Below are 25,117 nucleotides of genomic sequence, written 5' to 3' on the forward strand. Positions count from 1 at the left end.
TTCAGTTGCTTTCCTTGACAATGGCGTCGATCGCCAGGATTTCCTTGAGCATCTTGGGCACATCGCCCAGCGGCAGCGAGTTGGGTCCGTCGCACAGGGCCTTGTCGGGATTTTCGTGGACCTCCCAGAACAGCCCATCGATGCCGGTGGCTACAGCCGCCCGGGAAAGAGCCCCCACATACTGCCGCTGCCCCCCAGAGGAGGTGCCGGCGCCGCCTGGCAACTGCACCGAGTGGGTGGCGTCGAAAATCACCGGGCAGCCGGTTTCGCGCATGATGACCAACGAGCGCATGTCGGTTACCAGGTTATTGTAGCCGAAGGAGGCGCCGCGCTCGGTGAGCAGGATCTGGCGGTTGCCCGTCGACTCGATCTTGCCCACCGCGTTGCGCATGTCCCAGGGGGCGAGAAACTGCCCCTTTTTCACGTTGACCACCCTCCCCGTCTCGCCGGCGGCGACCAGCAGGTCGGTCTGGCGGCTGAGAAAGGCGGGGATCTGGAGGATATCGAGAACCTCGGCCGCAGGGGCGACCTGGCTGAGGTCATGCACGTCGGAGATGACCGGCACATCGAAATCCCGCTTCACGCGCTCGAGAATCCGCAGCCCCTCCTCGATGCCGGGACCGCGGAAGGAGGTGACCGAGGTGCGGTTGGCCTTGTCGTAGGAGGCCTTGAACACCAGGCCGATGCCCAGATCCGAAGTGAGCCGCTTGAGAAACTCGGCAATGCGCAGGGTCAGCCCCTCCTCCTCGATGGCGCAGGGGCCGGCGATCAGAACCAGGGGGCGGCCGCCGCCGAACACGGCGTTGCCGACGGTGATCTCGCGAACCATCTACTTCTCGCTCCTCTGCTTGAGACAGGCGCCGACGAAGGATTCGAAGAGCGGGTGGGGAGCCATCGGCCGCGACTTGAATTCGGGATGGAACTGGCAGCCAAGGAACCAGGGGTGTTCGGCCAGTTCGACGATCTCCACCAGGTCCGACTCGGGGTTGATCCCCGAGAGCACCAGGCCGCTCTTCTGCAGTTTCTGACGATAGGTGTTGTTGAACTCGTAGCGGTGGCGATGGCGCTCGGTGAGACTCTGCTGGCCGTAAATGCGCCGCGCCAGGGTCCCCTTGCCCAATTCGCAGGGATAGGTTCCAAGGCGCATGGTCCCGCCCTTGCCCTTGACCTTCTTCTGCTCCTCCATGATGTGGATCACCGGGTTCTTGGCGTCCTCACGGAATTCGGAGGAGTAGGCCTGTTCGATGCCGCAAACGTTGCGGGCGAATTCAACCACCGCCATCTGCATGCCGAGGCAGATGCCGAAAAACGGCTTCCCCTTTTCCCGGGCATACTGGATGGCGGCGACCTTCCCCTCGCTGCCGCGTTCGCCGAAGCCGCCGGGGACGAGGACCCCGTCCACGTCGTCGAAGGTGCCGTTGACCCCGTGGCGCTCCAGCGACTCCGAGTCGACGTACTTGAGATTCACCCGGCAGTCATTGGCGATGCCGCCGTGAATCAGGGCCTCGGAGAGCGACTTGTAACTCTCGGTGAGCTCGACGTACTTGCCGACGATGGCGATGCGGATTTCCGAAGCCGGCTCCTTGACGCGCTTGACGATCCGCTCCCAGGGGGTGAGGTCGGGAGCCTTGGTCCAGATGTTGAGATAATCGACGATACGCTCGTCGAGGCCCTGCTCGTGGTAGGCGATGGGGACCTCGTAGATCGACTCGACGTCCCGCGCGGTGATGACCGCCTCCTCCTTGACGTTGCAGAACAGGGCGATCTTGGCCTTCATGTCCCGGGGAATCTCCCGGTCGCAGCGGCACAGCAGGATGTCGGGCTGGATGCCGATCTCGCGCAGCTCCTTGACGCTGTGCTGGGTCGGCTTGGTTTTGAGCTCGCCGGCGGTGGGGATGTAGGGGACCAGGGTCAGGTGGATATAGAGCACGTTTTCGTGGCCGCGGTCGGTGCGGAACTGGCGGATCGCTTCCATGAACGGCAGCGACTCGATGTCGCCCACGGTGCCGCCGACCTCGACGATGGCCAGATCGACCCCCTTGGCGTTCTCCAGGATCTTGGCCTTGATCTCGTTGGTGATATGCGGGATGACCTGCACGGTGCCGCCGAGGTAGTCGCCACGGCGCTCCTTGCGGATGACCGAGTCGTAGACCTGGCCGGTGGTGAAATTGGACTTGCGCGACAGTTGGGCGGTGGTGAAGCGCTCGTAGTGGCCCAGGTCGAGGTCGGTTTCAGCTCCGTCATCGGTGACGAACACCTCCCCGTGCTGGAAAGGGCTCATGGTGCCGGGGTCGACGTTGATGTAGGGGTCCATTTTCTGCATGGACACCCGCAGCCCCCGCGCCTCCATCAGGGCGCCGATCGAGGCGGCCGCCAGGCCCTTGCCCAGGGAGGAAACCACGCCACCGGTGATGAACAGAAACTTGGTTTTCATTGAAACTCCTTTTGCTGGTACAGGATACGATAAGCGCGCAACTGCGGCATAAAATCAAAGAAAGAATCTTACACAGATGCCCCTAAAAAGAAAACCCCAAATCTTTCGGGGCTTTTATTTCAAATTCGGTTAATTTTCAGATATTCCCTGACCTTCTCGAGGTCTTCGGGAGTATCCACTCCCAGCGAACTCAGCGAGGTCTCCACCACGCGGATTTTATGCCCGTGCTCCAGGGCCCGGAGCTGTTCGAGCTTTTCCAGGTTTTCCAGGGGGGTGACGGGCAGCCCGGGGTAGGCGAGGAGAAAATCGCGGCGGTAGACGTAGAGGCCGATATGCTTGCAGGCCTGCAGCTCTTGAAACTGCTCCTGCAGACCGTCGGCAAAATCCCGGGGGTGGGGGATGGGCGCGCGGGAGAAATACAGGGCAAAGCCCTCCCGGTCGGTCACCACCTTGACCACGTTGGGGTTGAGAAACTCTTCCACCGAGGCTATGGGGGTTTTGAGCGTGCCCATGGGGATGGAGGGGTCGGTGGTCAACGGCTCCACCGCCATGTCGATCATCCGCGGGTCGATCAGCGGCTCGTCCCCCTGGACGTTGACTACGATATCGGTCTCGATCCGGGCCGCGACCTCGGCCAGCCGGTCGGTGCCGGTGGGGTGGTCGCTGCGGGTCATCTGCACCTCTCCGCCAAAAGCCTGAACGGCCTGGCGGATTCGCTCGTCGTCGGTGGCCACGATCACCCGGTCGACCAGCGCGGAGCGGGAGGTCCGCTCGTAGACCCACTGGATCATCGGCTTGCCGGCAATCTCCGCCAGCGGTTTGCCGGGGAAACGACTCGAAGCGTAACGGGCGGGAATAAGGGCGGTGACGCGCATGGGAGGTTCCTTTCGGGAAGGATAAAACCGCCCGTAGAGTAATGAAATACCCGGGGGTTGTCAAGCCGGGCAAACGCCCTCGGGGGTTAGGTTTTCGGCCCGATGCGAAAAGGGGCGGCCACCTGGGCCACCCACTTTTTTCTCCTCACGGCTCACCTGCGGTTCAGGTGAGTTTGCCTACCGCCGCGACCAGCTCCTCCAGGCCGATCCCTTGCTGCACCGGCTCGCCGAAACCCTCGCCCTCGCGCCGCAACAGGTCGAAGAGCGGCCGGCGCTCGCCATCCTCGCCGGCGACCTTTTTCACCGTGACGATGCCGAAATCGGCCAGCTGCGGCTGGGAACAGGAGTTGGGGCAGCCCGAGATCGCCCAGCGGCCCGAGCGGGCCTGTCCGCCCATGGCGCCGATCAGCTCGCGGGCGACATCGCGCACCGGGGCCAGCCCCATGCGGCACTCGTGGCTGCCGGGGCAGATCCGGAAGCTGACCGCCTCCTCGGGCGCCGGTCCGGCCAGCCCGACCGCGGCCAGCGCTTGGCGCACCGCCTCGACAGGACGCCCCTCGCCCGGCAGCAGCGCCAGGTTCTGGTCGGCGGTCAGGGCCAGGAAACCCTCTGCCTGTTGGGCGGCGACCCGGGCCAGGGCACGGAGCTTCTCTGCCGAAATCTCCCCGGCGAAAACGGGCACTTCAACAAATTCCAGAGAATCCGCCTGAGGTTTTGCCGTCAGCTGCTCGGGCAGGGGGTTGGCAATCTCGAGGGCGCTGACAGCCGCCATCTCGGCGGCCACCAGGTCGCGAAGCCGAGCCTCGCCGATATCGTTCAGCAGGTGCTTGAGACGCTTGCCGGCCTGGCCGTTGGCCTTGTAGACCCGCACCACCGCCTCGATGATGGGGAGCAGGCGCTTCTCCGCCACCCGGTTGGCGAACAGGAACCCCGGCTGGGGCTGGCGGCCGAGCCCCCCGGCCACCCAGACGTCGTAGAGCTCGCGCCCCTCTTCGCTGCCGAGATAAACCAGGCCGACGTCCTGGATCAGGTGGCGGGCCCCCTGATAGCCGGCGTCGACGCCGATCTTGAACTTTTTCGGCAGCCCCTCGAAATGGGGGTTGCCGGCAAAATGCCGGTGCAGCTTGCGGGCCAGCACCTGGGCGGTGCCGAACCCGGCGGCGAAGGTGGTGCTGCAGGAGATCCCGCGCACCGCGCCGCCGCAGGCCCCCCGGGAGGTCAACCCCACCGCGGCGAGCATGCGCGTCACCTCGGCGAGGTTTTCGTAGCGCAGCCAGTGGATCTCGATGCTGCCGCGGCTGGTCAGGTGAAGCTTGCCGTTGGAAAACCGCTCGGCGATAGCGCAGACCTTCTCCGTCTGTTCGGCGGAGATCACCCCGGCGGGGACCTTGACCCGCAGCATCAGGTCCCCCTCGGCATTCTGCTGATAGATGCCGTTGATCCGCAGTTTCTGGTAGTCGATGGTGGTGTCGGACATGGACTCGATCCCTTCGATGTTTACTTGGACAGACCCTTCGGGCCGCCTCATTATATGCCTGCGGTCCCCTCAAAGGTCAACGGCGCGGCGTCGCAGCCGGTCAGCCGGTAGAGCTCGTGGACGAGCTTTTCGGCCAACTCCTCCGGCGCCCCCTGGGCCCCGTGCACGGTGATCTCGGGGTTCTCCGGCGGCTCGTAGATGGCGTCGATGCCGGTCACGTCCTTCAGTTCGCCGGCCCGGGCCTTCTGGTAGAGGCCGGTGGTGTCGCGGGCCTCGCAGACCTCCAGGGGGGTGTCGACATAGATCTCGACGAACTCCCCGGGTTCGAGGATCTCGCGGGCCGTGGCCCGCTCGCTGCGGAAAGGCGAGGTCACCGAAGCGAGCACGATCAGGCCGGCATCGACGAACAGTTTGGAAACCTCGGCCACCCGGCGGATGTGTTCCACCTGGTCGGGGTCGCTGTAGCCCAGGTCGTGGTTCAGGCCGTGGCGCAGCTGGTCGCCGTCGAGGATGTAGGTGTGCTTGCCGTGGGAATGCAGCTTCTTCTCCACCAGGGCGGCCAGGGTCGACTTGCCCGCCCCGGGCAAGCCGGTGAACCAGAGCACCTTGGGCCGCTGCCCCTTGAGAACCGCGCGGGCGGTCTTGTTGATCTCGATGGCGTGCCAGTCTTCGCCCGCTGCGCGCTGCAGGGGAGCGTCGATCATCCCGGCGCCGACGGTAGCGTTGGTGAAGCGGTCGATGAGAATGAAGTTGCCCATGCCGCGGTTGTCGCCATAGGGGTCGAAGGAGATCCCCTTGCTGACGCTCAGGCTGCACACCCCCACCTCGTTGAGCGCCAGGGTCTTGCCCGGCTCGTGCTGCAGGGTGTTGACGTTGACCTTGAAGTGCAGATCGCTTACCTGGGCCGGGGCGGTGCTGGAGCCCGCCTTGATCAGGTAGCTGCGCCCGGGCAGCAGCGCCTCCTCGTGGAGCCAGACGATCTTGGCCTCGAACTGGTCGGTGTGGAAGGGGCGGTTTTCCGGCGTCGCCAGGGTATCGCCGCGGCTGATGTCGATCTCGTCGCTCAGGGTCAGGGTCACCGCCTGGCCGGCGGCGGCCTGGTCGAGATCCCCGTCCATGGTGACGATGCGCGCCACCTTGCTGGTCTTGCCCGAGGAGGTGACCGCCACCTCGTCGCCCGGGCGGATCGAACCCGAGGCGATGGTGCCGCAGAAGCCGCGGAAATCGAGGTTGGGCCGGTTGACCCACTGCACCCGCATGCGGAAGGGCTTGCCCGCCGAGGCATCGGCCACCTGGACGGTTTCCAGATACTCCATCAGGGTCGGGCCGCCGTACCAGGGGGTTGAGTCGCTGCGCACCAGGACGTTGGCCCCCTCGAGGGCCGAGATGGGGATGGGAGCGATCTGCTCGAAACCCAGCCCCTCGGCGAAGGCCTCGTATTCGGCGCGGATCTGCTCGAAGCGCTCGGCGCTGTAGTCCACCAGGTCCATCTTGTTAATGGCCAGCACCACGTGGCGGATGCCGACCAGCGAAACCAGGTAGCTGTGGCGCTTGGTCTGGGTCAACACCCCCTTGCGGGCGTCGATGAGAATCACCGCGACCTGGGCGGTGGAGGCGCCGGTGACCATGTTGCGGGTGTACTGCTCGTGGCCGGGGGTGTCGGCGACGATAAACTTGCGCTTGTCGGTGGAGAAGAACCGATAGGCCACATCGATGGTGATCCCCTGCTCGCGCTCGGCCTGCAGGCCGTCGAGCAACAGGGCGTAGTCGATATTCTCCCCCTGGGTGCCGACTCGCTTGCTGTCGGCTTCCAGCGCGGCGAGCTGGTCCTCGAAGACCATCTTCGAATCCCACAGCAGCCGCCCGATCAGGGTGCTCTTGCCGTCATCGACGCTGCCGCAGGTGATAAAGCGCAGCATCCCCTTCTCTTCCTGGCTCTTCAGGTAGGCGTGGATGTCGCGGGCGATCAAATCGGATTGGTGAGCCATTGCAACCTCTTTTATGAACAGAAAAACCTCTTTGGGGGCGCGCCTGATTCGGCTGATCCGTCGGATCGGACCGATCGGTCGGATCCGTCGCGACCCAAGCTCCTAGAAATAACCTTCCTGCTTCTTCTTCTCCATCGAGCCGCTCTGGTCGTGGTCGATGAGCCGGCCCTGGCGCTCGGAGGTGCGGGTGAGCAGCATCTCCTGGATGATCTCGGGCAGGGTGGCGGCGGTCGATTCGACGGCGCCGGTCAGCGGGTAGCAGCCCAGGGTGCGGAAGCGCACCGACTTCATCTGCACCTGCTCGCCGGGGCGCAGCTGCAGGCGCTCGTCGTCGACCATGATCAGCATCCCGTCGCGCTCCACCACCGGGCGCTGTTTGGCGTAGTAGAGCGGCACGATGGGGATGTTCTCCAGGTAGATGTACTGCCAGATGTCGAGCTCGGTCCAGTTGGAGAGCGGAAAGGCGCGGATGCTCTCGCCCTGGCGCACCTTGGCGTTGTAGATGTTCCACAGCTCGGGGCGCTGGCTCTTGGGGTCCCAGCGGTGGCTGGCGCTGCGGAAGGAGAAGATGCGCTCCTTGGCCCGCGACTTCTCCTCGTCGCGGCGGGCGCCGCCGAAGGCCGCGTCGAACTTGAACTTGTCCAGGGCCTGCTTGAGCGCTTCGGTCTTCATCACGTCGGTGTGCAGGGCCGAACCGTGGGAGAAGGGGCCGATCCCCTGGCGCACCCCCTCCTCGTTGACGTGCACCAGCAGCTCGAAGCCGCATTCGCGGGCCATCCGGTCGCGAAACTCGATCATCTCGCGGAACTTCCAGGTGGTATCGACGTGCAGCAGCGGAAACGGCAGCTTGGCCGGGTAGAAGGCCTTGCGCGCCAGATGCAGCATCACCGCCGAGTCCTTGCCGATGGAGTAGAGCATCACCGGCTTTTCGAACTCGGCGGCGACCTCGCGGATAATGTGAATGCTCTCGGCCTCGAGCTGGCGCAGGTGGGTCATTTTTGGGGTCATCGTTGTTGTCCCTTGTTTCATCGTAGGGGCGAACCTGTGTGTTCGCCCTTGTTCGAAATGCGGGCGAACACACAGGTTCGCCCCTACGGATGCTCAACGTTTATGTAATCCGCATTCCTTGTTCGCTGGATCTTCCCACCACCAGCGCCCGGCCCGGGGGTGCTCGCCAGGCTGGACGGCCCGGGTGCAGGGGGCGCAGCCGATGGAGGGGTAGCCCTGCTTGTGCAGGCGGTTGACCGGCAGGCGCTTCTGCTCGGCGTACTCCCGGACCTGCTTTTCGCTCCACTCGAGCAGGGGGTTGATCTTCACGATGCCGCCGTTGGCCTGGTCGATCTCGATGGCGCGCAGGTCGCTGCGGGTCACACTCTGCTCGCGGCGCAGGCCGGTGATCCAGCCGGCAAGCCCCTGCAGGGCCCGGCCCAGGGGCTCGACCTTGCGGATGCGGCAGCACTCGTGGCGATTCTCGAGGCTCTCGCGGAAGGAGAACAGCCCCTTCTCCCGCTCCAGCTTTTCCACCGCCTCGCGCTGGGGGAAGTACCAGTCGATGCGGATGCCGTAGCGCTCGGAAACCGCCTCGGCCACCTCGTAAGTCTCTTCGTTGAGCCGGCCGGTGTCGAGGGCGAACACCCGGACCTCGGGGGCGATTTGGCGCAGCAGGTCGATGATCACCACGTCCTCGACGGAGAACGAGCAGGCCAGGGCCACAGGGCCGCCGGCGGCGGCGACGCCCGCGCGCAGGATCTGCTCGGCGCCGGCGTCGGCAGACAGTTGGGGAAGGGTTGCAACGTGCTCTTGGCTCATCGGTTCATTCCTTTTCTATCGTCAGATATGCAGGCCGAGCAGCGGCCAGACCAGCCAGGCCGATGCCAGAAACAACAACCAGGCGAGGGTCATGATGAGCGCGCCCGGCAGGACCATCTCGCGCATCTTGAGGACCCCGGAGGAGAAGACGATGGCGTTGGCCGGGGTGCCCATCGGCAGGCAGAATGCCAGCCCGGCCGGCAGGGCGATGGTCAGGGTCATCACCCGCGGGTCGATCCCCATGCTCTGCTGCAGGCTCATCCCCACCGGCATAAGGATGGCGATCACCGCCGCGTTGCTGATGCACTCGGTGAGCACCAGCGAAAGCAGGGAAAATGCCGCGATGACCAGAAAGGGCCGATCCAGCCACCCCGCCAGCACGCTGTCCGCCAGCCATTTGGCGGCGCCGCTCTTCTCCAGGGCCGAGGCCAGGGTGATGGCGCCGCCGTACATCAGGATCACCCCCCAGTTGACGTACTCCTCGATGGTCTGCCAGGAGACCACGCGGAAAACGAACAGGGCGGCTACCGCGAAGATGCCGATGCTGGCCAGCCCCAGCTTTTTGCCGAGAAACACCCAGGCGAGGATGGTCAGCACCATGATCAGGGCGACGATCTGCTCGTTGAAGCTCATCCGGCCCATCTCCAGGCGCTGGCGGCGCAGAAACAGGATGCCGCTCTCGACGCTGGCGATGTCCCGGGGAAACAGCTTGAGCAGCAGGACGAAACCGACCAGCAGCAGCGGGATGACGATCGGCAGGGCGGCCGCCATCCACTCGAAAAAGGTGAAATCGAGCCCCGTCGCCTCGCGCAGCATCCCCACCGCCAGCGGCGCCCGGGCGCCGCCGAGGAAAGTAGCAATGCCGCCGATGACGCAGCCCCAGGCGATGGCCATGTAGAGCAGCTTGCCGAAGCCGCTCTTTTCGGCGGGCAGGTCGAGGCTGCGCACGATCTCGACCACCACCGCGAACATCATCGCGGCCACCGCGTGCTCGCTCATGACGAAGGAGAGCAGCGCCGAAAGGGAGAACACCGTCAGCGCCAGCCGGGTCGGGGTGCTGCCGAAGCGCGCCAGCATCGCCCGGGCCAGGCGGGTGGAGAGCCCGCTGCCGGTCATCACCGCCGCCAGCACGAAGGCGCTGAGGATGAAAAAAACCGCCTCGTTGCCGAACAGGGCGTAGGTCTTTTTCGCCTCCATGATGCCGAGCACCGGGATGGCGGCCATCGCCAGCAGCGAGGTAACCGCCAGCGGCACCAGCCCCGACACCCAGAGCACCACGCAGACCCCGAACACGATCAGCGAGTGGTACCCCTGGTGGGAGAGCCCCGCCGGGGGAGCGAAGCAGAACAGCACCCCGCCCACCACCAGCAGGGCGGCGATGACCTGGTAGCGCAGGGTCCGGTCGGCCAGGATGCGCCACAGCGGCCGCCGGTCGATCTTCAGCGGCTTGTCGAAAACCACCGGCTCCATCACAGCCCCGCCGACTCGAAAGAGGCTTCGACTTCGCGTACCCGCAGCTGGCGCCGCAGGTCCGAGGCGGTGCGCAGCCGCGCATCGTCGACCTTGTCGAGCAACGCCCCCAGCCCCCGTGGGCGCGGCGGGGTCACCAGGGGGGTGGCCAACTCGATCAGCGGCCGCAGCGGCTTGAGGGCAACCCGGTACTTCCGCCAGCAGCGGGCCAGGCCCTGAAAGGCATCGTGCAAATCCGCTTCGCTCGCCTCCCCGCCGGTATCGTCCAGGCTGAGCATCGGCACCACCCCCCGCTCAGCCAAGGCATCGAGCCGCGGCAGGGAGCGAGGATGGGCCGCAAGGGAGCCCACCACCGACCAGCGGGGGAACACCGAGCAGGCATGCTCCAGGGCAGCCTCTCCAGCCAGGCTTGGCATCTGGCCCTCCGCTGGGATCTCCAGCAGATCGAGTCCGGCGGCATAGGCCCTGTCGATCAAGCCATGGGCGGGCGGTGTTTCGAAACGCCCGAGGACGAAGCCGCGAAAGTTGCGCTTGATCTGCCGCACCAGCTCCTCGGCGCCGAGGTACGCCTCGTCATCGGAGAAATCGAACCAGAACAGGTCGACCGGGCACTGGCAATCACTCTCGAAAATCGTTTCCAGGGTCGGCCGGGTCGGCAGGTCGGCCCCCACGAAAAACACCTGATCCACGCGACGCAATTCCCCGGGCACGGCGGGAGTGACCGGCGCGGAGCGAAGTCGATAAATTTTCTGCGGATCCAGGTTCATAGTTGCCAGGCCCATGGGGGCATCTCGAGCCCCGCAAATTTTCTTTAGTATGTCGTTCGGGTTTTATGTTGCAGAGCCTACCCTAAACCAGGCTGCACGGTCAAGATTAAAAATTGTACCGGCCAATTTTTTGTTGATATTTTTACTGTATTTTATTTCGCGGTCTTTTGTACGGTGGATTCTCGTATTTTATAGAGCCACGTCCGCCTGCCCAATTGCAAGGCATGGCTGCCTGCTTTTTCATCACCAGGATAGGACCCTGCCCTTTCCAACCCACTCAAGCCATTGAAATCACATGGCAAGCCTGCTGGCACAAGACTTGTAAACCGGCAATCCTTTAATCCTGCGGCAACGGAGCCGCAGACCTATAGACGAGGAGGTCTGAAGACAATGGAGTCTGCCATCGATTCCCTGCGCCATGGCGGGGACGTATTGTTTCTCATGCTCGGCGCGGTCATGGTGTTTGCCATGCATGCCGGGTTCGCCTTCCTGGAAGTGGGCACGGTCCGCAAAAAAAGCCAGGTCAACGCCTTCGTCAAGATCCTTTCCGACTGGTCCGTCTCCACGGTGGTCTATTTTCTGATCGGTTACCCCATTGCCTACGGGACCAATTTCCTGCGCCCTGCCGGGGAATTGCTCGGCGCCGACATGGGGTATGAACTGGTCCGCTTCTTCTTCCTGCTCTGCTTCGCCGCCTGCATCCCCGCCATCATCTCCGGCGGCATCGCCGAACGGGCCCGCTTCTGGCCCCAGGTGCTGGCCGGCGCCATCTTTGCCGGCATCACCTACCCGCTGTTCGAATCGCTGATCTGGGGCCAGAACAGCGGCGGGCTGCAGGGCTTTTTCGAAAATACCTTCGGGGCCCCGTTTCACGATTTCGCCGGCAGCGTGGTGGTCCACTCCATGGGCGGATGGCTGGCCCTGCCCGCGGTGCTGTTTCTCGGCAACCGCCAGGGGCGTTTCGTGCGCGGCAAGAGCCACCCCATCCCGATCAGCAACATCCCCTTTCTGGCTCTCGGCAGCTGGATCCTGGCGGTCGGCTGGTTCGGCTTCAACGTGATGAGCGCCCAGAAACTCGAAGGGATCTCCGGGCTGGTGGCGGTCAACTCGCTGCTGGCCATGGTCGGCGGGGTGCTGTTCGCCCTGGTGGCCAGCCGCAACGACCCGGGCTTCGTTCACAACGGCGCCCTGGCGGGGCTGATCGCCATCTGCGCAGGCTCGGACCTGGTGCACCCCCTGGCGGCCTTTTTCATCGGCGGCCTGGGGGCCCTGATCTTCGTCTATGGCTTTCAGTGGGAGCAGGAGAAACTCAAGATCGACGACGTGCTCGGCGTCTGGCCCCTGCACGGCATCATCGGCACCTGGGGCGGCATCTCGGCGGGGATTTTCGGCAGCACCGCGCTCGGCGGCATGGGCGGGGTGTCCTTCGTCTCCCAGCTGGCCGGCAGCCTGATGGCCGTGGCCTACGCTTTGGCCACCGGGGCTCTCATCTACGGGGTGATTACCAAGACCATCGGCTTTCGCCTGGACGATGATCAGGAGTTCCGCGGTCCCGACCTCTCCATTCACAACATCCATTCCTACCCCGAGGATTACGTCCGCTGACGCCTCCTGGGACCTGGACAAAAAAACGGCCGCCCGGTTCTCCCGGACGGCCGTTTTTTATTGCGAAGAGCTCAGGTGTACGCCCGGCAAGGCGTGGGATCTCTGGTCTGTTCGGGTCCAGGCCGGCTCAGCCCTGCCGGCCTGGCTGCCGCGAGCAGCCGCAATCGGGACAATACCGCCATTCAGGCACCAGCAGAACCCCGCAGCCGCAGCGCAGCCGGCTTATTCTCCTGCGGGTACGGAGCTTGAGCGCCAGCAGCAGGCCTCCGGCTGCCAGGCTCAACCCGATCAGCCCGGTCCCGAAGGGGCCAAGGGTCATCAGGGTGCTGGTCGTGCAGCGCCCGCAGCAGAACGACCAGAGGTTGTAGCAGAATACCGTTCCGGCAGCCCCGAGGCCGGTGGCCAGGGCCGCGGCGCCGAACACCAACCCGCGCTTCATGGCTTCGCCCCCTTGGCGGTGCCGCAATGGGGACAGAAGCGGTGCACCCGGGAGGTGCCCTGGCCGCAGCCGCCGCAGGGCTCCATGACCTGGGTCCGGCAGCGCGGGCAGATCAGCCAGTCGGCTTCCACGGTCCCCGAACATCCGGGGCACCGGCCTGCTGCCGGCGCGGGGACCTCCTGGGCCCGCTCGAGTTCGCCGAGGATGGCGTAGGCCAGAAAGGCCAGTATGACCAGAAAGACCAGAACCAAGGCCCTCTCTCCCTATCCGGCAGCCTTCAGGGTTTCGGCGGCCGATTCGTCCTCGGCGACCCGCCCGTCGCGCAGCACCACGGTGCGATCGAAGTAACGACGATTCTCCGGGTTGTGGGTCACCATGATGATGGTCAGCCCCTCGTCGTTCAGTTCCCGAAACAGGGCCATGATCTCCTCGGCGGTGGCGGTATCGAGGCTGCCGGTCGGCTCGTCGGCCAGGATCAGCGGCGGTCGGTTGACCAGGGCGCGGGCGATGGCCACCCGCTCCTGCTCGCCGCCGGAGAGCTGGCTGGGCAGGTGCAGGGCGCGCTCGGCGAGGCCGACCCTTTTCAGCACCTCCAGGGCCCGGTCGCGTTTCTCGGCGGAAGGCATCTTCTTGACCGCCAATGGCAGCATGACGTTTTCCACCGCGGTCAGGTACGGCACCAGGTTGAAGGACTGGAACACGAAGCCGAGGTACTCCCGCCGGAAATCGGCCAGTTTCTCCCCCCCCAGGGCGTACAGGTCGATGCCGTCGATGACCAGCTTGCCCGAGGTGGGGTGCGCCAGGCCGCCGAGAATCGACAGGAAGGTGCTCTTGCCCGATCCCGAGGGGCCCATCACCCCGAGAAACGTCCCCTCGACGACGGCGAGATCCACCCCCTTGAGGGCCTCGACGCAGTCCGCCTCGCTGGTATAGTGCTTTTTCAGTCCCGTTATCTGAATAAAGGCCATAGTTTTTTTCCAATCACCAGTCACGAATTGCCAGTTACCGGTTTCAGAGTGCTCTAAGCGCCTCGTTGGGGTCCATGCGGCTGGCGTGCAGCGCCGGGTAGAACGAAGCCAGGGTACCGACCACCAGGGCCAGCAGGATCGACCCGGCGGCCAGTTCGGGGCTCCAGATCAGCATCGGATGCTCCTCGGCGAGAAACGGCAGGATCAGCCGGGTCGCGCCCATGCCGACGAAAAAGCCGAGCAGCCCGGCCAGCAGGCTGACCGAGGAGGCCTCCATGAGGATCAGCCCGATGACGTGCCCGCGCCGGAAGCCGAGGGCGCGGAAGATGCCGATTTCGCGGGTGCGCTCGTTGACCGAACCCATCATGGTGACGAACACCACCAGGGCGCCGATCAGGATCACCACCCCGGCCACGCCCAGCGAGAAGGTCTTGAACTGCTCCAGGGCGTGCATGCGGGTCTTGACCACCTGCTGGATGGCGCTGACCTTGGCCTCGGGCAGCGCCGTGGAGATCTGGTTGACCATGTCCTCGATCGGGCAGTCGCCGCACAGGGCCGCGACCTCAACCAGCGAAACCTTCCCCTGCTTGCCGAGCAGCCACTGGGCCGCGGGGAGCGAGACGATGAGCAGTTCGTCGTCCTGCGAGCCGGTCTCGCGCAAAATGCCGCTCACGGTGAACTCCTCGTCGCCCAGCTCCAGGGTGTCGCCCATGGCCAGGCCGAGGCTGCGCGCCGCGGCGCTGCCGGCGACCAGCTCGTTGTCGTTGGCCAGGGGCCGGCCGTCCACCGACCACCAGCGCTTGATGTGGAACTCTTTTTCGTAGTCCACCCCCATCACCAGGGCGCGCTTGTCCCCGATCGGCACGGCGCCGAGCACCTTGGGGGCCACCGCCGCCACGTTGCGGGCGTTGGGGATGCTGGCGATGCGCGCCAGGTCCTGCTCACGGATTTCCTGCTGGTCCACCGTCACCCCGCCCAGGGAGATGCCGCCGTAGGAGAGCGAGAGGCTGTCGCTATGGGGGGTGATGACGATGTTGGCGCCGAAGCTGTCGAGCTTGTGCTCGGCCTCCATGGTCAGCGAGCTGGTCAGGGAGAGCAGGGTCACCACCGTGGCGATGCCGATCAGCAGACCGGTCACCAAAAAGGCCATGCGGGCCTTGCGGCGGCGCAGGTTGTTGAAAGCGATATTACGCAGTCGCATGATCGATCCCTACTTGCCGGTGCCTTCGAAATACCAGGCCCCCTGCAGCAGGTCGGCGGCGGCGATGACCACCTGGTCGCCCTGCACGGTGCGGTTCAGCGGCGCGGGGTTGCAGCCGCCCTTGGCCTCGTTGATCATGTTGGAGCGGAATTTCTGGTCGCAGTTGTTGCAGACCATGTGGTTGCCTTCCTGGCGATACCCCTTTTTCTCCCGGTAGCAGACATCGCAGGTATCGAGTGCGGCGCGGATCACCCCGTCCTCGCTCTTGAGAACGAAGAAGTCGATGATCTTTTGGCCATCCTGGAAGCTGAAGAAGTGGGCCTGGCCGTCGCTGACCTTGGCTACCGGGATGGTGATCTGCCCGCCCGTGGCGCTCACCAGCGGATACTTGCAGGCGTTGGCGCCCATGTACTGCCAGCCGAGAAACCCGCCGCCGACCAGCAGCACCAGCGCGATGACGATGACCGGCAGCAAGCTCTTCTTCTTGCCCTGCTCGAATTGAGCGCGTTTTTTGTTGCGATCTGACATATCTGTAGGCTCCTTATTCCCTGAATACTTCTAAAAATGCTTAGATTTTTTTCCAGAGGTTTTCACTGATCACTAATTACTCATCACTTCTCACTGATTTTTCACCCGCAGCACGACCCGCCGCAGCCGCCGCCGGCAGCGGCCTTGAGAGCCGGATCGTAAACCTCCACCGAGGTGGTGCTGGAGAGGTTCTTGAACCAGCTGTTCAACTTGACCTGGCGCGCGGCGGGGTCGGTCTCCCCGGCCACAACGTGGTCCTCGATGTTGCGGTTGATGATCAGGTCCTCCTTGACCCGCGCGGCGAATTCCTCCTCGCCGCCGAAACGGGCCTGGATCATGGCATCGAAATTGGGCATGCCGGCGCGCATCTTCTCGATCTCCGCGGCCACTTCGCCATCCTGAACCACCACGCGGTTCTGCTCGGCGGCCAGCAGCAGCAGTTCGCGCTGCAGCATTTCCTGCCAGACGCCGCGCCGCAGGCCCGGCTCCATGTCGGCGGTCGCCTTGGGGCTGCGACGCTCGGCGAGGCGTTTTTCGAAGTCGGCGCGGCTGACCAGGCGATCGCCGATCTTGGCGACGTAGTCCTTGGCCAGGCGGCTGGCATCCTCGCGCAGGGCGCGGTAGTCGGCGGCTGAGAGATTGCGGCTGAGCTCGGCCGGATAGCCGGCTTCGCTGATCCTGGCGGCGATCGCCTCGGTATCGATGCTCGCGGCCGCGTATTCGACCTTGGCCCGGCCGCTGGTGACGTTGACATCGACACTGCCGACGCCCTCCACCCCGGCCAAAGCGTTCTGGATGTTCTTGGCGCAGGAGCCGCAGGTCATCTTCTGCACCTTATATTCGGCCAACCCGTATTCGCCGCCGTCGGAAAAACCCGACCAGGCGAAGGCACCGATCGCCACCAGGGCCACAACAACCACCAGACTGAGTACAACGCGCATCTTCATGGGATAACTTTTCTCCTTTTGAAAAAAATGAGCCTTTTAGTGTCGTGCTCAGGACTTCAGGAGGCGAACCGAAGAACTGTTTCGGTCTCCGTAGACCACTTCACAAGCCGTGCCAGCCAGAAACAAGGGACTGGGCTTAACAATATCGGGGAGTTGGAAGGTTAAGCCAGCCGCAGGAGAGTCCTTGTCTGTTGGATATCCCCCAGCGGATGTTGAATATTCTGCAGTCGCTTCACCTTCGGAAGTGCGGTCGAAACAACCAGTGGCAGGCCCCGAGCCCCGGGTTCAGAGGGGTCCTTCGCCAGGGGGAAAATAACTGCACCTTGTCATGGCGCATTCCCGGTTGCGGGCCACATCCCGGCAAATGGCCCGGCCGGTAGCCGCAGGCAGATCAATGCCCAACTCCTCCCCAAGAAACCGGCGCCCCTCACGCACCGCGTTGCGCAGCGCCCGCTTGCAGCAGCGCGCCTCGCCGTCGCCGGCGGCGATCAGCCCCAGGGCTGAGGCGCGGTTGGCCAGGGCCCGCTCTTTGCCCTTGAGCGGGGTCGCACCGGTCAGCAGACTGACCGCCACCCCCAGGGAGATCCCCGCACCGCAGCCGCCCAGATAGCCGCAGGCTCCGCCGGGGACCTGCATGCCGCGGCGCAGGGCTTCGGCAACCGCGTTGTCGGGGATGTGGCGCCCTGCTTTGGCCACCGCCAGCAACAGGGCCAGGGCGACCATGGGATGGTGCTCCGGGCCGTGCATGGGCAGGGCGGGCAACTGCAGGAGTTCCTCGAGGATCTGCTCGGGCGCTGCACCCCGCACCCGCCCGGCGAGTTTTTCCAAAACCGCCAGGGAACCGGCGCCGTGACAGCTATCGCAGACGTAATGCCCATCGGGACAGCAGATGAGAGAGGTGCCGGCCTGCCCGCAGTACTGGCAGGAAACCGCTTTGGCCTCTTGGGCGTAAATCAGATCCGCGCCGCAGACCATACAGTGTTGCGCCTGTGGAACTTGTGGTGGCATGAGGGGCTCTCCTTGAATGTGATCACAACCTCCAAATTAACCGATGATGCATTGCGGAGTCAAAGTGGAGGTTTTTTTGCAGATACACCGGAGCGGCCCACCGCCAAGGGCTGACAACGCGGTGGCAGCAAAGGGGGCGGGAATTTAAAAAGGTATAATTCCGACCTTTACGAAACTCAGACGGGGAAAAAGCTTGCTAAAATGGAATTGAAACCACCAGGCAGGAGGACGCTATGAAAATATCCCAAGTGCTTCTCGATCATCCTCTCGAAGTCTGTTTCTGGGGTTTTTTTCTCGGCCTGGTGGTGATGGGCCTGGTCAAGGGGCTGCTAAATACCTGGTCGTGGCGGGACGAGGAGCATCTGCATGATCATTGAAGCGAGGGGACCCAGCGGCCCACCCTCACCCCGCCCCTCTCCCTGAGGGAGAGGGGGATTAAACGCAAAAAGGGAGCGAAAGCCGCTCCCGTTTTGCCTTTCTCATCTTTGCCCCCTCGGGGTCACCCCTTGCGCACGAAAATCTCCCGGGCCAGTTCGGTGTCCACGGCGAATTCGGAATGGCCGACCTTGAAGACGAAGGTCGGGTAGGTGCGGGTCAACAGCAGCTGGTTGCCCGGCAGCACGCCCATGCTCATCAGCTTTTGCATCTTCTTGGTGTCGCCGGTGGCGAAGTAGGCGATCTCGGCCTTTTCTCCCGCCTTGAGTTCGGTCATGGCGACCACCCCCACCTCCCCCTGGCGGCGGGCCTGTTCGCAGCACTCGCCGGGCGGGATGGGGTTGCCGTGGGGACAGGTGGTGGGGTGGTTGAGCAGGGTGCAGATCTTGGTGTCGACCCCCTGGTGCAGCAGGTGCTCGAACTCGCAGGCCTTGGCGTTTCCGGCGGCCCCCTTGAGGTTGAGCACGTCCATCATCAGCCGCTCGGCGAGCCGGTGGCGGCGCACGGTCATGCGCGCCTCGGGCCTGCCCTCGGGGCGCAGGTAGACGCGCTCGTCCTTGACCTCGACATAGGCGAGCCGATCGAGCTCGCCCAGCGCTTCGTCAGTCGGGCCGATCCCCAGGGTTTCGAAACTCGCCGCGTTGTCCCCCTGCTCCTCGGTGGCGATCCACAGGGCCTCGAGAATTTCCTCTGCCTTGGCGGAAATCTTCATCAGACTACTTCTCTCCTTTTTCGGGGTCGGCCTTGAGCCAGCGCTTGAGCAGCCGGGGCGGCGCCGGGTTCTCGTAGCCGCAGTGGGGACAGCAGATCTTGTGGCAGCCGCCGGACATGGGGCAGCCACCGCACCCTTTCTTGGTCTCGCTGTCCAAGGATATCTGCTTGCCGCAGAAGCCGCAAATCATATCAGAGAATTCCGGTGAGCAGCAGGAAACGGTTGAGCAGCCAGCCGCTGCTGAAAGCCAGCAGGGTGACGAAGGCGAAAATCCCCAAGGAGACTTTCCAGCCGCGTTCCTTCTTCATCATCAGAAACTGGGCCACGCAGGGGACAAACAGGGTCAGGGTCACCGCCGCCACGGTCAGCTGAACCGGCGACAGCAGCCCTGCGGTCTGCAGGTCGTAGAGCCCGGCGGCGCCGAAATCCCGGCGGAAAAAGCCGAAAATGAAGGCGGCCGAGGCCTGCGAAGGGAGCCCGAGGGCGCTCATGACCGGATTGAGCAGGGCGACCAGCCCGTCGAGAACCCCGGTCATCTTGCCGGCCCAGAGCAGCACCGAAGCGATGATGAACAAGGGGAAGATCTCCAGGAAGTACCACTGCATCCGGGTCAGGGTCTTAACCAGCACGTTGCGCGCCTGGGGCAGGCGCAGCGGCGGCAGCTCCATGTAGAACATCGGCCGCTCGCCGGGGACGACCTTGGCGGCCAGAAAGCCGATGACCAGGAAAATCAGCGCCATGCACAGCGACCAGACCCAGAGCGCCCCCGGGACCTCGGAGAGCAGGCCGAGGATCACCCCCAGTTGGGCGCTGCAGGGGATGGCCAGGGCCAGCAGCACCGTGGCGATAATCCGCTCGCGCACCGTCTCCAGGGTGCGGGTGACCATGGTGGCCATGGTGTCGCAGCCGAAGCCGAGCACCATGGGGATCACCGCGCGGCCGTTGAGCCCGATTCTCTTGAAAATCCGGTCGACCAGCATGGCCAGGCGCGGGAAGTAGCCGGTATCCTCGATGACCGAAAAGACCAGGAAAAACGTGCCGACGATGGGCAGCACCAGGGCCACCGCGTAGCGCACCCCGAGGGTGAACACGCCGTACTCGCCCACCAGCAGCTCGTTCAGCCAGTACCAGGGGATCCAGCGGTTGGCATGGTCGATCACCCAGGGATTGATGCTCTCCTCGAACAGCGACCCTTCGAGAAAATCGACGATGGTGCCGGCGCCGAACCCGCCGACGAAATGATACAGCCCGAAATACAGCACCGCCAGCAGGATCGGGAACCCCGTCCAGGGGTTGAGGGTCAGGTTCGATAACCGCTCGCCCAGAGTCGGCCCGTGCCGGTCGTCCTGCTTCACCACCCCGTCGAGCAGCCCCCTGCAGACCCGCTTGCGCTCCAGGTTGATGCGCAGGTGCAGGTCGGTGCGCCGTTCAAAGACCGTCCGGTTGACCTCCTGCTCGATCTCGGCGAAGCGTTCCGCTTCGGCGCTCCTCACCAGTTCGAGGACCTCCTCGTCCTTTTGCAGCAGCAGCAGCGCCAGGGCCCGGCCGTTCAGGGCGTATTCGCCCTGCAGAAGGGAGCCCACCCGCAGGATGTCCCGTTCGAGGTCGGTGGCATAGCCGAAAACCGCGCGCCGGGAAGAGTCGAAGGCAGCAATGGCCTCGCGCACTTCCTTAAGCCCGCGGCGCCGGGCCATGGCCGCGCCGATAACCGGGATGTTGAGCTTTTCCTGCAGCAGGGACAGATCGATCTGCATGCCCAACCGCGCGGCCTCGTCCATGATGTTGACCACCAGGATCAGCGGCAGGCCGGCCTCGGCGAGCTGCAGGGTCATCGGCAGCATCCGGTCGAGGTTGCGGGCGTCGATGACATGAAGAACGACGTGGGGAGTTTCCTGCAGCAGAATCTGCCGGGCCACCCGCTCTTCCTCGGTAATCGGCAAAATCGAATACATCCCCGGCGTATCGAGAACCTCATAGCGGGTGCCGGCGATTTCACAGTGGCCGCGGGAAACCTCCACGGAGGTCCCGGGGTAGTTGGAGACGGTGGTGTAGGCACCGGTAAGGGCGTTGAACAGAACGCTCTTGCCGACATTGGGATTGCCCACCAGGATGATCTTGCGGACCCGCGTTTCAGTTGATATGCCAGAAGTCATTAAGGAATGCTCAGCTGCTTAAGATTGAAAATCATTATCAGGCCTGGGTAAAAAAATTTTTGCTCAGGTTTCTGAGCATTTGGCGCACAGGCCGTAAAGTTCGAGGCGGTGCCGGGAGATCTTGAAGCCGTGGGTCCGGGCCACTTCGTCCTGCAGCTGCTCGATGCGGGGGTCCTCGAACTCCAGGATGGCCCCGCAAGCGGTGCAAACCAGGTGGTCATGGTGCTCCTCGCTGGTACTCGACTCGTAGCGGGTCTGGCCGTCGCCAAAATGGCGCTCCTCGGCGATACCGCTTTCGGCGAACAGCTTCAGGGTTCGATAAACCGTGGCATAGCCGATGCTCGGATGCTTTTTGCGCAGCCGCAGGTAAAGCTCTTCGGTGGAGAGGTGCGAAGGGCAGCGCAGGAATTCATCGAGAATGATTTCCCGCTGCCTGGTCGTTTTCAGTCCCTTTTGGGCCAAGTAGTCGGAAAAACTCTTTTTCAGTGGAGCCATCAGTCTCTCATCCGGTTGAATTCGAAATTCAACTTAAGGCAGCCCAGGGGAATCTGTCAAGGGCAAACGAGCGGAGGGCGCGGACCGACGGCACACAACGGCCGACGCCCTGAGCGTTGCCCACCCCGCCCCTCCCAGCCGGTTCCCAGTTTCAGCCGGTCATCGGGACCCAGCGGTACAGGTACCCGGAGAGCATGCCGAACATGTCGAAGAAAAGCAGAACCCCGGCGATCATCAACAGCACCCCGGTAATGATCTCCAGGATCCGGATATGCTTGCGGAATTTGTTGAAGAAACCCAGAAAGCCGTGGAAGAGCAAGCCTGAGAGCAGAAACGGCACACCCAGGCCGGCCGAATAGGCGCTGAGCAGAACGATTCCCTTGGTGGCGCCGCCCGAAGTGCCGGCCACCAGGGTGAGGATGCCGCCGAGAATCGGGCCGATGCAGGGGGTCCAGCCGGCGGCGAAGGCCAGCCCGACCAGGAAGGTGCCGACAAAGCCGTGAGGCTTGTTGTGAATCTGCACGCGTTTTTCACCGAGCAGGATGCCGAAATGGAACAGCCCGCTCATGTGCACCCCGAACAGAAAGATCAGGATGCCGCCTATCTTCTGCACCCAGCCCAACCCCTCGCGCAGGTGCTCCTGAAAGGTGAAGGAGGCGAGCCCCGCCACCGCGCCGAGGGTGATGAAGACCGCCGAAAAGCCGCAGATGAAGATCAGCGAATGGAACAGCACCGCCAGACGCACCTTGGCGTCGGGGTGGGCGTCCTTGAGCTGGCCGAAGGACAGCCCGGTGATATAGGTGATGTAGGAGGGAATCAGCGGCAGCACGCAGGGGGAAAAGAAGGAAAGGATCCCTGCCGTGAAGGCAATCCAGAGTGTGATGTCGGCGCCGCCTTCCATACGTGACTACTCCTTCACCAGCGACTGCAGATAGCTGACCATGTCAGGGGCTGCCCAGTCGCGAGCGCCGATGACGTGCTTGACGATGATGCCGTTGCGATCGATGATGAAGGATTCGGGGAAGCGGTACACGCCGTAGCGGGCCTGGACTTCGGCATCGGTGTCCAGCAGCACGGTGAAGGAATGGGGCTGTTTTTTCAGGAATTCGCCGACCGTTTCCCGGCCGTCGGCCTCGACGTTGACCGCCAGCATGACGAAATCCTCTCCCGCCATCACCCGGTTGAGTTTTTCCATGGAAGGCATCTCGGCCAGGCAAGGGGGGCACCAGGTGGCCCAGAGGTTCAACAACACCACCTTGCCCTGCATCTGCGCCAGGGTTACCACCTCATCCTGCATGTTTTTCAGGGCGAAATCGAGGGCCGGCTGGCCGACCCTGACGCCCTGAGTGGGCGTCTCCTGCGGCCGTTGCCCGGCTGCATACCCCAAATAACCCGCCCCTGTTGCCAGCAGCAGTACCACCGCCGCGATTAACGCCTTGCGCATTCCGGGAAAATTCCTTTCATATAGAAATTACGATGTCAGCTGCCATTTCTAACCCTTGACCGGGGAAAAGTCAAGAAGCGTCCTGACCTTCGGGGCTAAAATCACCTTCGTCCCCGGCCCACAGCCGTTCGATCTCATCCATCTCGTCCTCGCTGAAACCGAAGTAGTGGGCCAATTCGTGGATGAGGGTTTCCCGGATCACCTTGAGCAGGGGGTCGCCGGTTTCTTCGACGTAATTTTCCACCGCCATCTGGTAGATGGTGATGACATCGGGGAGGCACTGGCCGTACTCGTGGCCACGCTCGTCCAGCGGCCAGCCGCGGTAGTAGCCGAGCAGGTCCCGGGGGTCGTCGAAGCCGACCTCCTCGAGGGTCTGCGGATCGGGCCAGTCCTCGACCTGTATGCTCAGGTTCTCGACCCGCTCGAGAAAATCGACCGGTATCGACTGGAGGGCCCGCTGCACCAATCTTTCGAAATTCTGCCGATTCAATCCTCATACCCCTGACCGCGGGCGACGCGGAACACCGCACAGAAAGAGGCAACCGCCCTCCCCTGCTCGTCACTCAGCAGCGCCTCGCCATGAAAGGTGCGTCCCTTCGGGCCGCTCACCCTGGCCCGGGCGGTCACCCGGCCTTCCAGGACCGGCGCCAGGAAGGTCAGCCCGATCTCGGTAGTGGCAAAGTGGGTCCCCTCGGGGAGCAGCGACTTGATGGCCATGGCCACCGCCGTGTCGGCCAGCGAGGTCAGGGCGCCGCCGTGCATCAACCCCGCCCCCTGGGCCAGCTTGACCGTAAAGGGGACAGAGAGCACCGCTTCGCCCCCTTCGGCCTTCTCGATGGTCAGCCCGAGCAGCTGCTCGAAGGGGGCGGTGTCCAGCCAGCCCTCCAGCTCGAACTGCCGTTGCTCCGGATCACGAAGGGTTTCCCTGTCAACCAACAGCCTGGACATCGTTATCCCACCCCCGCTCCTGCCGCCTCACTCCTCACGCCTCACTCCTCACTGCCTCAAGGCAGATCCACATAATAACCTCTATTGCCGCGGACGATCAGGAAACTGACCGGGAAGCGGCCGAGCCGTTTGAGCAGCAGCTCGCCGAACTGCTTGGCGCCGGTCACCCGCTCGCCGTCCATTTCGGCCACCAGGTCGCCGCGGCGGATCCCCACCCTGTCCGCAGCCGACCCGGACAGGACCCGGTCGACCACCACCGAGCCGTCGCGATCCCCGACCGTGAAACCGAAAACCTTCTCTGCGTAGCGCGCCCCGTACCCCTCGGGCATGGCGGCCAGCCGCACCTCGCTCTGCAGCTCATCGGTGCCGCGCAGCAGGGAAAGGCGGATCCGGTCATCGGGGGTGTAGGTGGCGAGCAGGTTGGTGAACTCGGTGGGCGATTCGACGGCGATGTCGTCCAGCGCCAGAATCACATCAGCGACCTGCAGGCCGGCATTGGCAGCCGGCGAACCGGCGTCGACCTCGGTGACCAGCACGCCCCCCGCCCCCCGCGAGCGGGCCAGGGCCCTGCCGATATTGCCGGGGATCAACCCGAGGTAGGCCTGGCGGATGCGGCCATGTTCGATCAAATCGCCCAGCACCCGCTTGGCGATGTCGATGGGCACCGAGAACCCGATCCCCTGAGCCTGCTGGGCGATGGCGGTGTTGATGCCGATCAGTTCGCCGTTGATGTTGAGCAGCGGCCCCCCCGAATTGCCGGGGTTGATCAGCGCGTCGGTCTGGATGAACACCGAAACCACCCCGCCCCCCACCGGCAGGCGCCGGCTGGTGGAGCTGACGATGCCTGTGGTGACCGAATGGTCGAGCCCCAGCGGGTTGCCGATGGCGATCACCGTCTCGCCGAGCATCAGGTCGGCCGAGCTGGCCGGGGGCAGATACGGCAGGGGCCCTTCGACCGCGATGCGGATAATGGCCAGGTCGATGCGTTCGTCCTCGCCGACCAGGGTCGCCTCGACCTCCTTTTGGTGGCCGGGCACGGCGACATAGATCTTCGAGGCTTGCTCGATGACGTGGGAGTTGGTCAGGATGTAGCCGCGCGGGTCGATGATGACCCCCGAGCCGATGGACTGGGTCTTGTAGGTACGCTGCGGAGCGAAGCCGCGGAAAAATTCCTCGAAGATCGAGTCGCCGAACCCGAACAGCGGCGAAGCCTGGCGGCGCACGATCTGCTCGGTGCGGATGTTGACCACCGCCGGTCCGGCCTTCTCCACCGCCGCGACGACGGGAGATCGCCGCTCGAAGGCCGCAGCGGTCGACACGACGCTCAAAAGCGCCAACAGCAGCGTCAGCGTCGCGAAGATTCCCCTTGTTTGCTCCTCACTCCTCACTCCTCACTCCTCACTCCTCACTCCTC

At 64.1% G+C, this 25,117-nt stretch carries 27 protein-coding genes; 2 read left to right on the top strand and 25 right to left on the bottom strand.

Annotation, left to right across the window (positions count from 1 at the left end):
• Window position 1: 1 nt before the first annotated feature.
• From kdsA to DESUT3_RS13040, 9 genes are all read right to left on the bottom strand, one after another.
• Complete coding sequence (kdsA, locus tag DESUT3_RS13000) at window positions 2-829, bottom strand: 3-deoxy-8-phosphooctulonate synthase (RefSeq protein WP_221248913.1); 828 nt, start codon at window positions 827-829, stop codon at window positions 2-4.
• Entirely contained in the window at window positions 830-2,434 is a 1,605-nt protein-coding gene (locus DESUT3_RS13005) for a CTP synthase (RefSeq protein WP_221248914.1), read from the bottom strand.
• A 119-nt stretch (window positions 2,435-2,553) separates the two neighbouring features.
• Window positions 2,554-3,309 (bottom strand): 3-deoxy-manno-octulosonate cytidylyltransferase, encoded by a 756-nt coding sequence (gene kdsB, locus DESUT3_RS13010; protein ID WP_221248915.1) that lies wholly within the window; start codon window positions 3,307-3,309, stop codon window positions 2,554-2,556.
• Between the two features lie 163 nt (window positions 3,310-3,472).
• The gene (locus DESUT3_RS13015; RefSeq protein WP_221248916.1) at window positions 3,473-4,786 is read right to left on the bottom strand and encodes a nitrite/sulfite reductase; all 1,314 of its coding nucleotides are present in this window, start codon (window positions 4,784-4,786) and stop codon (window positions 3,473-3,475) included.
• 50 nt (window positions 4,787-4,836) lie between these two features.
• On the bottom strand, window positions 4,837-6,774 hold the full coding sequence (cysN, locus tag DESUT3_RS13020; RefSeq protein WP_221248917.1) for a sulfate adenylyltransferase subunit CysN: 1,938 nt from the start codon (window positions 6,772-6,774) through the stop codon (window positions 4,837-4,839).
• Between the two features lie 102 nt (window positions 6,775-6,876).
• Window positions 6,877-7,782 (bottom strand): sulfate adenylyltransferase subunit CysD, encoded by a 906-nt coding sequence (gene cysD / locus DESUT3_RS13025; RefSeq protein ID WP_404826973.1) that lies wholly within the window; start codon window positions 7,780-7,782, stop codon window positions 6,877-6,879.
• A 93-nt stretch (window positions 7,783-7,875) separates the two neighbouring features.
• On the bottom strand, window positions 7,876-8,583 hold the full coding sequence (locus DESUT3_RS13030) for a phosphoadenylyl-sulfate reductase (protein ID WP_221248919.1): 708 nt from the start codon (window positions 8,581-8,583) through the stop codon (window positions 7,876-7,878).
• A gap of 21 nt (window positions 8,584-8,604) precedes the next feature.
• A complete protein-coding gene (locus DESUT3_RS13035; protein ID WP_221248920.1) occupies window positions 8,605-10,053 on the bottom strand; it encodes an SLC13 family permease in 1,449 nt (482 codons plus the stop codon).
• Window positions 10,053-10,835, bottom strand: a complete 783-nt coding sequence (locus DESUT3_RS13040; RefSeq protein WP_221248921.1) for a hypothetical protein — start codon at window positions 10,833-10,835, stop codon at window positions 10,053-10,055. The genes DESUT3_RS13035 and DESUT3_RS13040 overlap by 1 nt, the downstream gene beginning before the upstream one ends.
• A gap of 375 nt (window positions 10,836-11,210) precedes the next feature.
• Between DESUT3_RS13040 and DESUT3_RS13045 the strand changes: the two genes are divergently transcribed.
• Entirely contained in the window at window positions 11,211-12,425 is a 1,215-nt protein-coding gene (locus DESUT3_RS13045) for an ammonium transporter (RefSeq protein ID WP_221248922.1), read from the top strand.
• Window positions 12,426-12,552: 127 nt separating this feature from the next.
• Here DESUT3_RS13045 and DESUT3_RS13050 read toward each other — a convergent pair whose 3' ends face one another.
• The 7 genes from DESUT3_RS13050 to DESUT3_RS13080 form a co-directional block, all read right to left on the bottom strand.
• Window positions 12,553-12,864 (bottom strand): hypothetical protein, encoded by a 312-nt coding sequence (locus tag DESUT3_RS13050; protein ID WP_221248923.1) that lies wholly within the window; start codon window positions 12,862-12,864, stop codon window positions 12,553-12,555.
• Complete coding sequence (locus DESUT3_RS13055) at window positions 12,861-13,115, bottom strand: zinc ribbon domain-containing protein (RefSeq protein ID WP_221248924.1); 255 nt, start codon at window positions 13,113-13,115, stop codon at window positions 12,861-12,863. Before DESUT3_RS13055 ends, DESUT3_RS13050 begins: the two co-directional genes overlap by 4 nt.
• 12 nt (window positions 13,116-13,127) lie before the next feature.
• Window positions 13,128-13,832, bottom strand: coding sequence for an ABC transporter ATP-binding protein (locus DESUT3_RS13060; protein WP_221248925.1), 705 nt, complete (start codon window positions 13,830-13,832; stop codon window positions 13,128-13,130).
• A gap of 43 nt (window positions 13,833-13,875) precedes the next feature.
• Entirely contained in the window at window positions 13,876-15,033 is a 1,158-nt protein-coding gene (locus tag DESUT3_RS13065; protein ID WP_221248926.1) for an ABC transporter permease, read from the bottom strand.
• A gap of 9 nt (window positions 15,034-15,042) precedes the next feature.
• Entirely contained in the window at window positions 15,043-15,561 is a 519-nt protein-coding gene (locus DESUT3_RS13070) for a DUF2318 domain-containing protein (protein WP_221248927.1), read from the bottom strand.
• A gap of 101 nt (window positions 15,562-15,662) precedes the next feature.
• Complete coding sequence (locus DESUT3_RS13075) at window positions 15,663-16,508, bottom strand: cation transporter (RefSeq protein ID WP_221248928.1); 846 nt, start codon at window positions 16,506-16,508, stop codon at window positions 15,663-15,665.
• Window positions 16,509-16,793: 285 nt separating this feature from the next.
• Entirely contained in the window at window positions 16,794-17,516 is a 723-nt protein-coding gene (locus tag DESUT3_RS13080; RefSeq protein WP_221248929.1) for a DUF5714 domain-containing protein, read from the bottom strand.
• Window positions 17,517-17,749: 233 nt separating this feature from the next.
• Here DESUT3_RS13080 and DESUT3_RS13085 point away from each other — a divergent pair, with 233 nt between their 5' ends.
• Complete coding sequence (locus tag DESUT3_RS13085) at window positions 17,750-17,893, top strand: hypothetical protein (RefSeq protein ID WP_221248930.1); 144 nt, start codon at window positions 17,750-17,752, stop codon at window positions 17,891-17,893.
• 122 nt (window positions 17,894-18,015) lie between these two features.
• Here DESUT3_RS13085 and DESUT3_RS13090 read toward each other — a convergent pair whose 3' ends face one another.
• From DESUT3_RS13090 to DESUT3_RS13130, 9 genes are all read right to left on the bottom strand, one after another.
• Complete coding sequence (locus tag DESUT3_RS13090) at window positions 18,016-18,663, bottom strand: metal-dependent transcriptional regulator (RefSeq protein ID WP_221248931.1); 648 nt, start codon at window positions 18,661-18,663, stop codon at window positions 18,016-18,018.
• Window positions 18,664-18,667: 4 nt separating this feature from the next.
• Window positions 18,668-18,820, bottom strand: a complete 153-nt coding sequence (locus tag DESUT3_RS13095; RefSeq protein WP_225911505.1) for a hypothetical protein — start codon at window positions 18,818-18,820, stop codon at window positions 18,668-18,670.
• Between the two features lie 34 nt (window positions 18,821-18,854).
• Window positions 18,855-20,816: a ferrous iron transport protein B gene (feoB, locus tag DESUT3_RS13100; RefSeq protein WP_221248933.1), complete on the bottom strand. Its 1,962-nt coding sequence runs from the start codon at window positions 20,814-20,816 to the stop codon at window positions 18,855-18,857.
• Between the two features lie 63 nt (window positions 20,817-20,879).
• Entirely contained in the window at window positions 20,880-21,311 is a 432-nt protein-coding gene (locus tag DESUT3_RS13105; protein ID WP_221248934.1) for a Fur family transcriptional regulator, read from the bottom strand.
• Between the two features lie 151 nt (window positions 21,312-21,462).
• Window positions 21,463-22,212 carry a cytochrome c biogenesis CcdA family protein gene (locus DESUT3_RS13110; protein ID WP_221248935.1) on the bottom strand — a complete coding sequence of 250 codons (750 nt, stop codon included), beginning with the start codon at window positions 22,210-22,212 and terminating at the stop codon, window positions 21,463-21,465.
• 6 nt (window positions 22,213-22,218) lie between these two features.
• Window positions 22,219-22,755: a TlpA disulfide reductase family protein gene (locus tag DESUT3_RS13115; RefSeq protein WP_221248936.1), complete on the bottom strand. Its 537-nt coding sequence runs from the start codon at window positions 22,753-22,755 to the stop codon at window positions 22,219-22,221.
• Window positions 22,756-22,825: 70 nt separating this feature from the next.
• On the bottom strand, window positions 22,826-23,245 hold the full coding sequence (locus tag DESUT3_RS13120) for a metallopeptidase family protein (protein ID WP_221248937.1): 420 nt from the start codon (window positions 23,243-23,245) through the stop codon (window positions 22,826-22,828).
• Complete coding sequence (locus tag DESUT3_RS13125; protein ID WP_221248938.1) at window positions 23,242-23,703, bottom strand: PaaI family thioesterase; 462 nt, start codon at window positions 23,701-23,703, stop codon at window positions 23,242-23,244. Before DESUT3_RS13125 ends, DESUT3_RS13120 begins: the two co-directional genes overlap by 4 nt.
• 56 nt (window positions 23,704-23,759) lie before the next feature.
• A complete protein-coding gene (locus DESUT3_RS13130; protein WP_221248939.1) occupies window positions 23,760-25,091 on the bottom strand; it encodes a trypsin-like peptidase domain-containing protein in 1,332 nt (443 codons plus the stop codon).
• Window positions 25,092-25,117 lie beyond the last annotated feature (26 nt).

Source organism: Desulfuromonas versatilis (assembly GCF_019704135.1).
GTDB classification, from domain to species: domain Bacteria; phylum Desulfobacterota; class Desulfuromonadia; order Desulfuromonadales; family NIT-T3; genus Desulfuromonas_A; species Desulfuromonas_A versatilis.

Coding starts and splice junctions, on each gene's coding strand:
- cysN (WP_221248917.1), bottom strand. CDS start 6,774: ATGGCTCACCAATCCGATTTGATCGCCCGCGACATCCACGCCTACCTG.
- DESUT3_RS13060 (WP_221248925.1), bottom strand. CDS start 13,832: ATGGCCTTTATTCAGATAACGGGACTGAAAAAGCACTATACCAGCGAG.
- DESUT3_RS13080 (WP_221248929.1), bottom strand. CDS start 17,516: ATGCCACCACAAGTTCCACAGGCGCAACACTGTATGGTCTGCGGCGCG.
- DESUT3_RS13005 (WP_221248914.1), bottom strand. CDS start 2,434: ATGAAAACCAAGTTTCTGTTCATCACCGGTGGCGTGGTTTCCTCCCTG.
- kdsA (WP_221248913.1), bottom strand. CDS start 829: ATGGTTCGCGAGATCACCGTCGGCAACGCCGTGTTCGGCGGCGGCCGC.
- cysD (WP_404826973.1), bottom strand. CDS start 7,782: ATGACCCCAAAAATGACCCACCTGCGCCAGCTCGAGGCCGAGAGCATT.
- DESUT3_RS13065 (WP_221248926.1), bottom strand. CDS start 15,033: ATGCGACTGCGTAATATCGCTTTCAACAACCTGCGCCGCCGCAAGGCC.
- DESUT3_RS13035 (WP_221248920.1), bottom strand. CDS start 10,053: ATGGAGCCGGTGGTTTTCGACAAGCCGCTGAAGATCGACCGGCGGCCG.
- DESUT3_RS13115 (WP_221248936.1), bottom strand. CDS start 22,755: ATGCGCAAGGCGTTAATCGCGGCGGTGGTACTGCTGCTGGCAACAGGG.
- DESUT3_RS13045 (WP_221248922.1), top strand. CDS start 11,211: ATGGAGTCTGCCATCGATTCCCTGCGCCATGGCGGGGACGTATTGTTT.
- DESUT3_RS13090 (WP_221248931.1), bottom strand. CDS start 18,663: ATGAAGATTTCCGCCAAGGCAGAGGAAATTCTCGAGGCCCTGTGGATC.
- DESUT3_RS13085 (WP_221248930.1), top strand. CDS start 17,750: ATGAAAATATCCCAAGTGCTTCTCGATCATCCTCTCGAAGTCTGTTTC.
- feoB (WP_221248933.1), bottom strand. CDS start 20,816: ATGACTTCTGGCATATCAACTGAAACGCGGGTCCGCAAGATCATCCTG.
- DESUT3_RS13105 (WP_221248934.1), bottom strand. CDS start 21,311: ATGGCTCCACTGAAAAAGAGTTTTTCCGACTACTTGGCCCAAAAGGGA.
- DESUT3_RS13075 (WP_221248928.1), bottom strand. CDS start 16,508: ATGAAGATGCGCGTTGTACTCAGTCTGGTGGTTGTTGTGGCCCTGGTG.
- DESUT3_RS13110 (WP_221248935.1), bottom strand. CDS start 22,212: ATGGAAGGCGGCGCCGACATCACACTCTGGATTGCCTTCACGGCAGGG.
- kdsB (WP_221248915.1), bottom strand. CDS start 3,309: ATGCGCGTCACCGCCCTTATTCCCGCCCGTTACGCTTCGAGTCGTTTC.
- DESUT3_RS13050 (WP_221248923.1), bottom strand. CDS start 12,864: ATGAAGCGCGGGTTGGTGTTCGGCGCCGCGGCCCTGGCCACCGGCCTC.
- DESUT3_RS13015 (WP_221248916.1), bottom strand. CDS start 4,786: ATGTCCGACACCACCATCGACTACCAGAAACTGCGGATCAACGGCATC.
- DESUT3_RS13040 (WP_221248921.1), bottom strand. CDS start 10,835: ATGGGCCTGGCAACTATGAACCTGGATCCGCAGAAAATTTATCGACTT.
- DESUT3_RS13070 (WP_221248927.1), bottom strand. CDS start 15,561: ATGTCAGATCGCAACAAAAAACGCGCTCAATTCGAGCAGGGCAAGAAG.
- DESUT3_RS13030 (WP_221248919.1), bottom strand. CDS start 8,583: ATGAGCCAAGAGCACGTTGCAACCCTTCCCCAACTGTCTGCCGACGCC.
- DESUT3_RS13125 (WP_221248938.1), bottom strand. CDS start 23,703: ATGTCCAGGCTGTTGGTTGACAGGGAAACCCTTCGTGATCCGGAGCAA.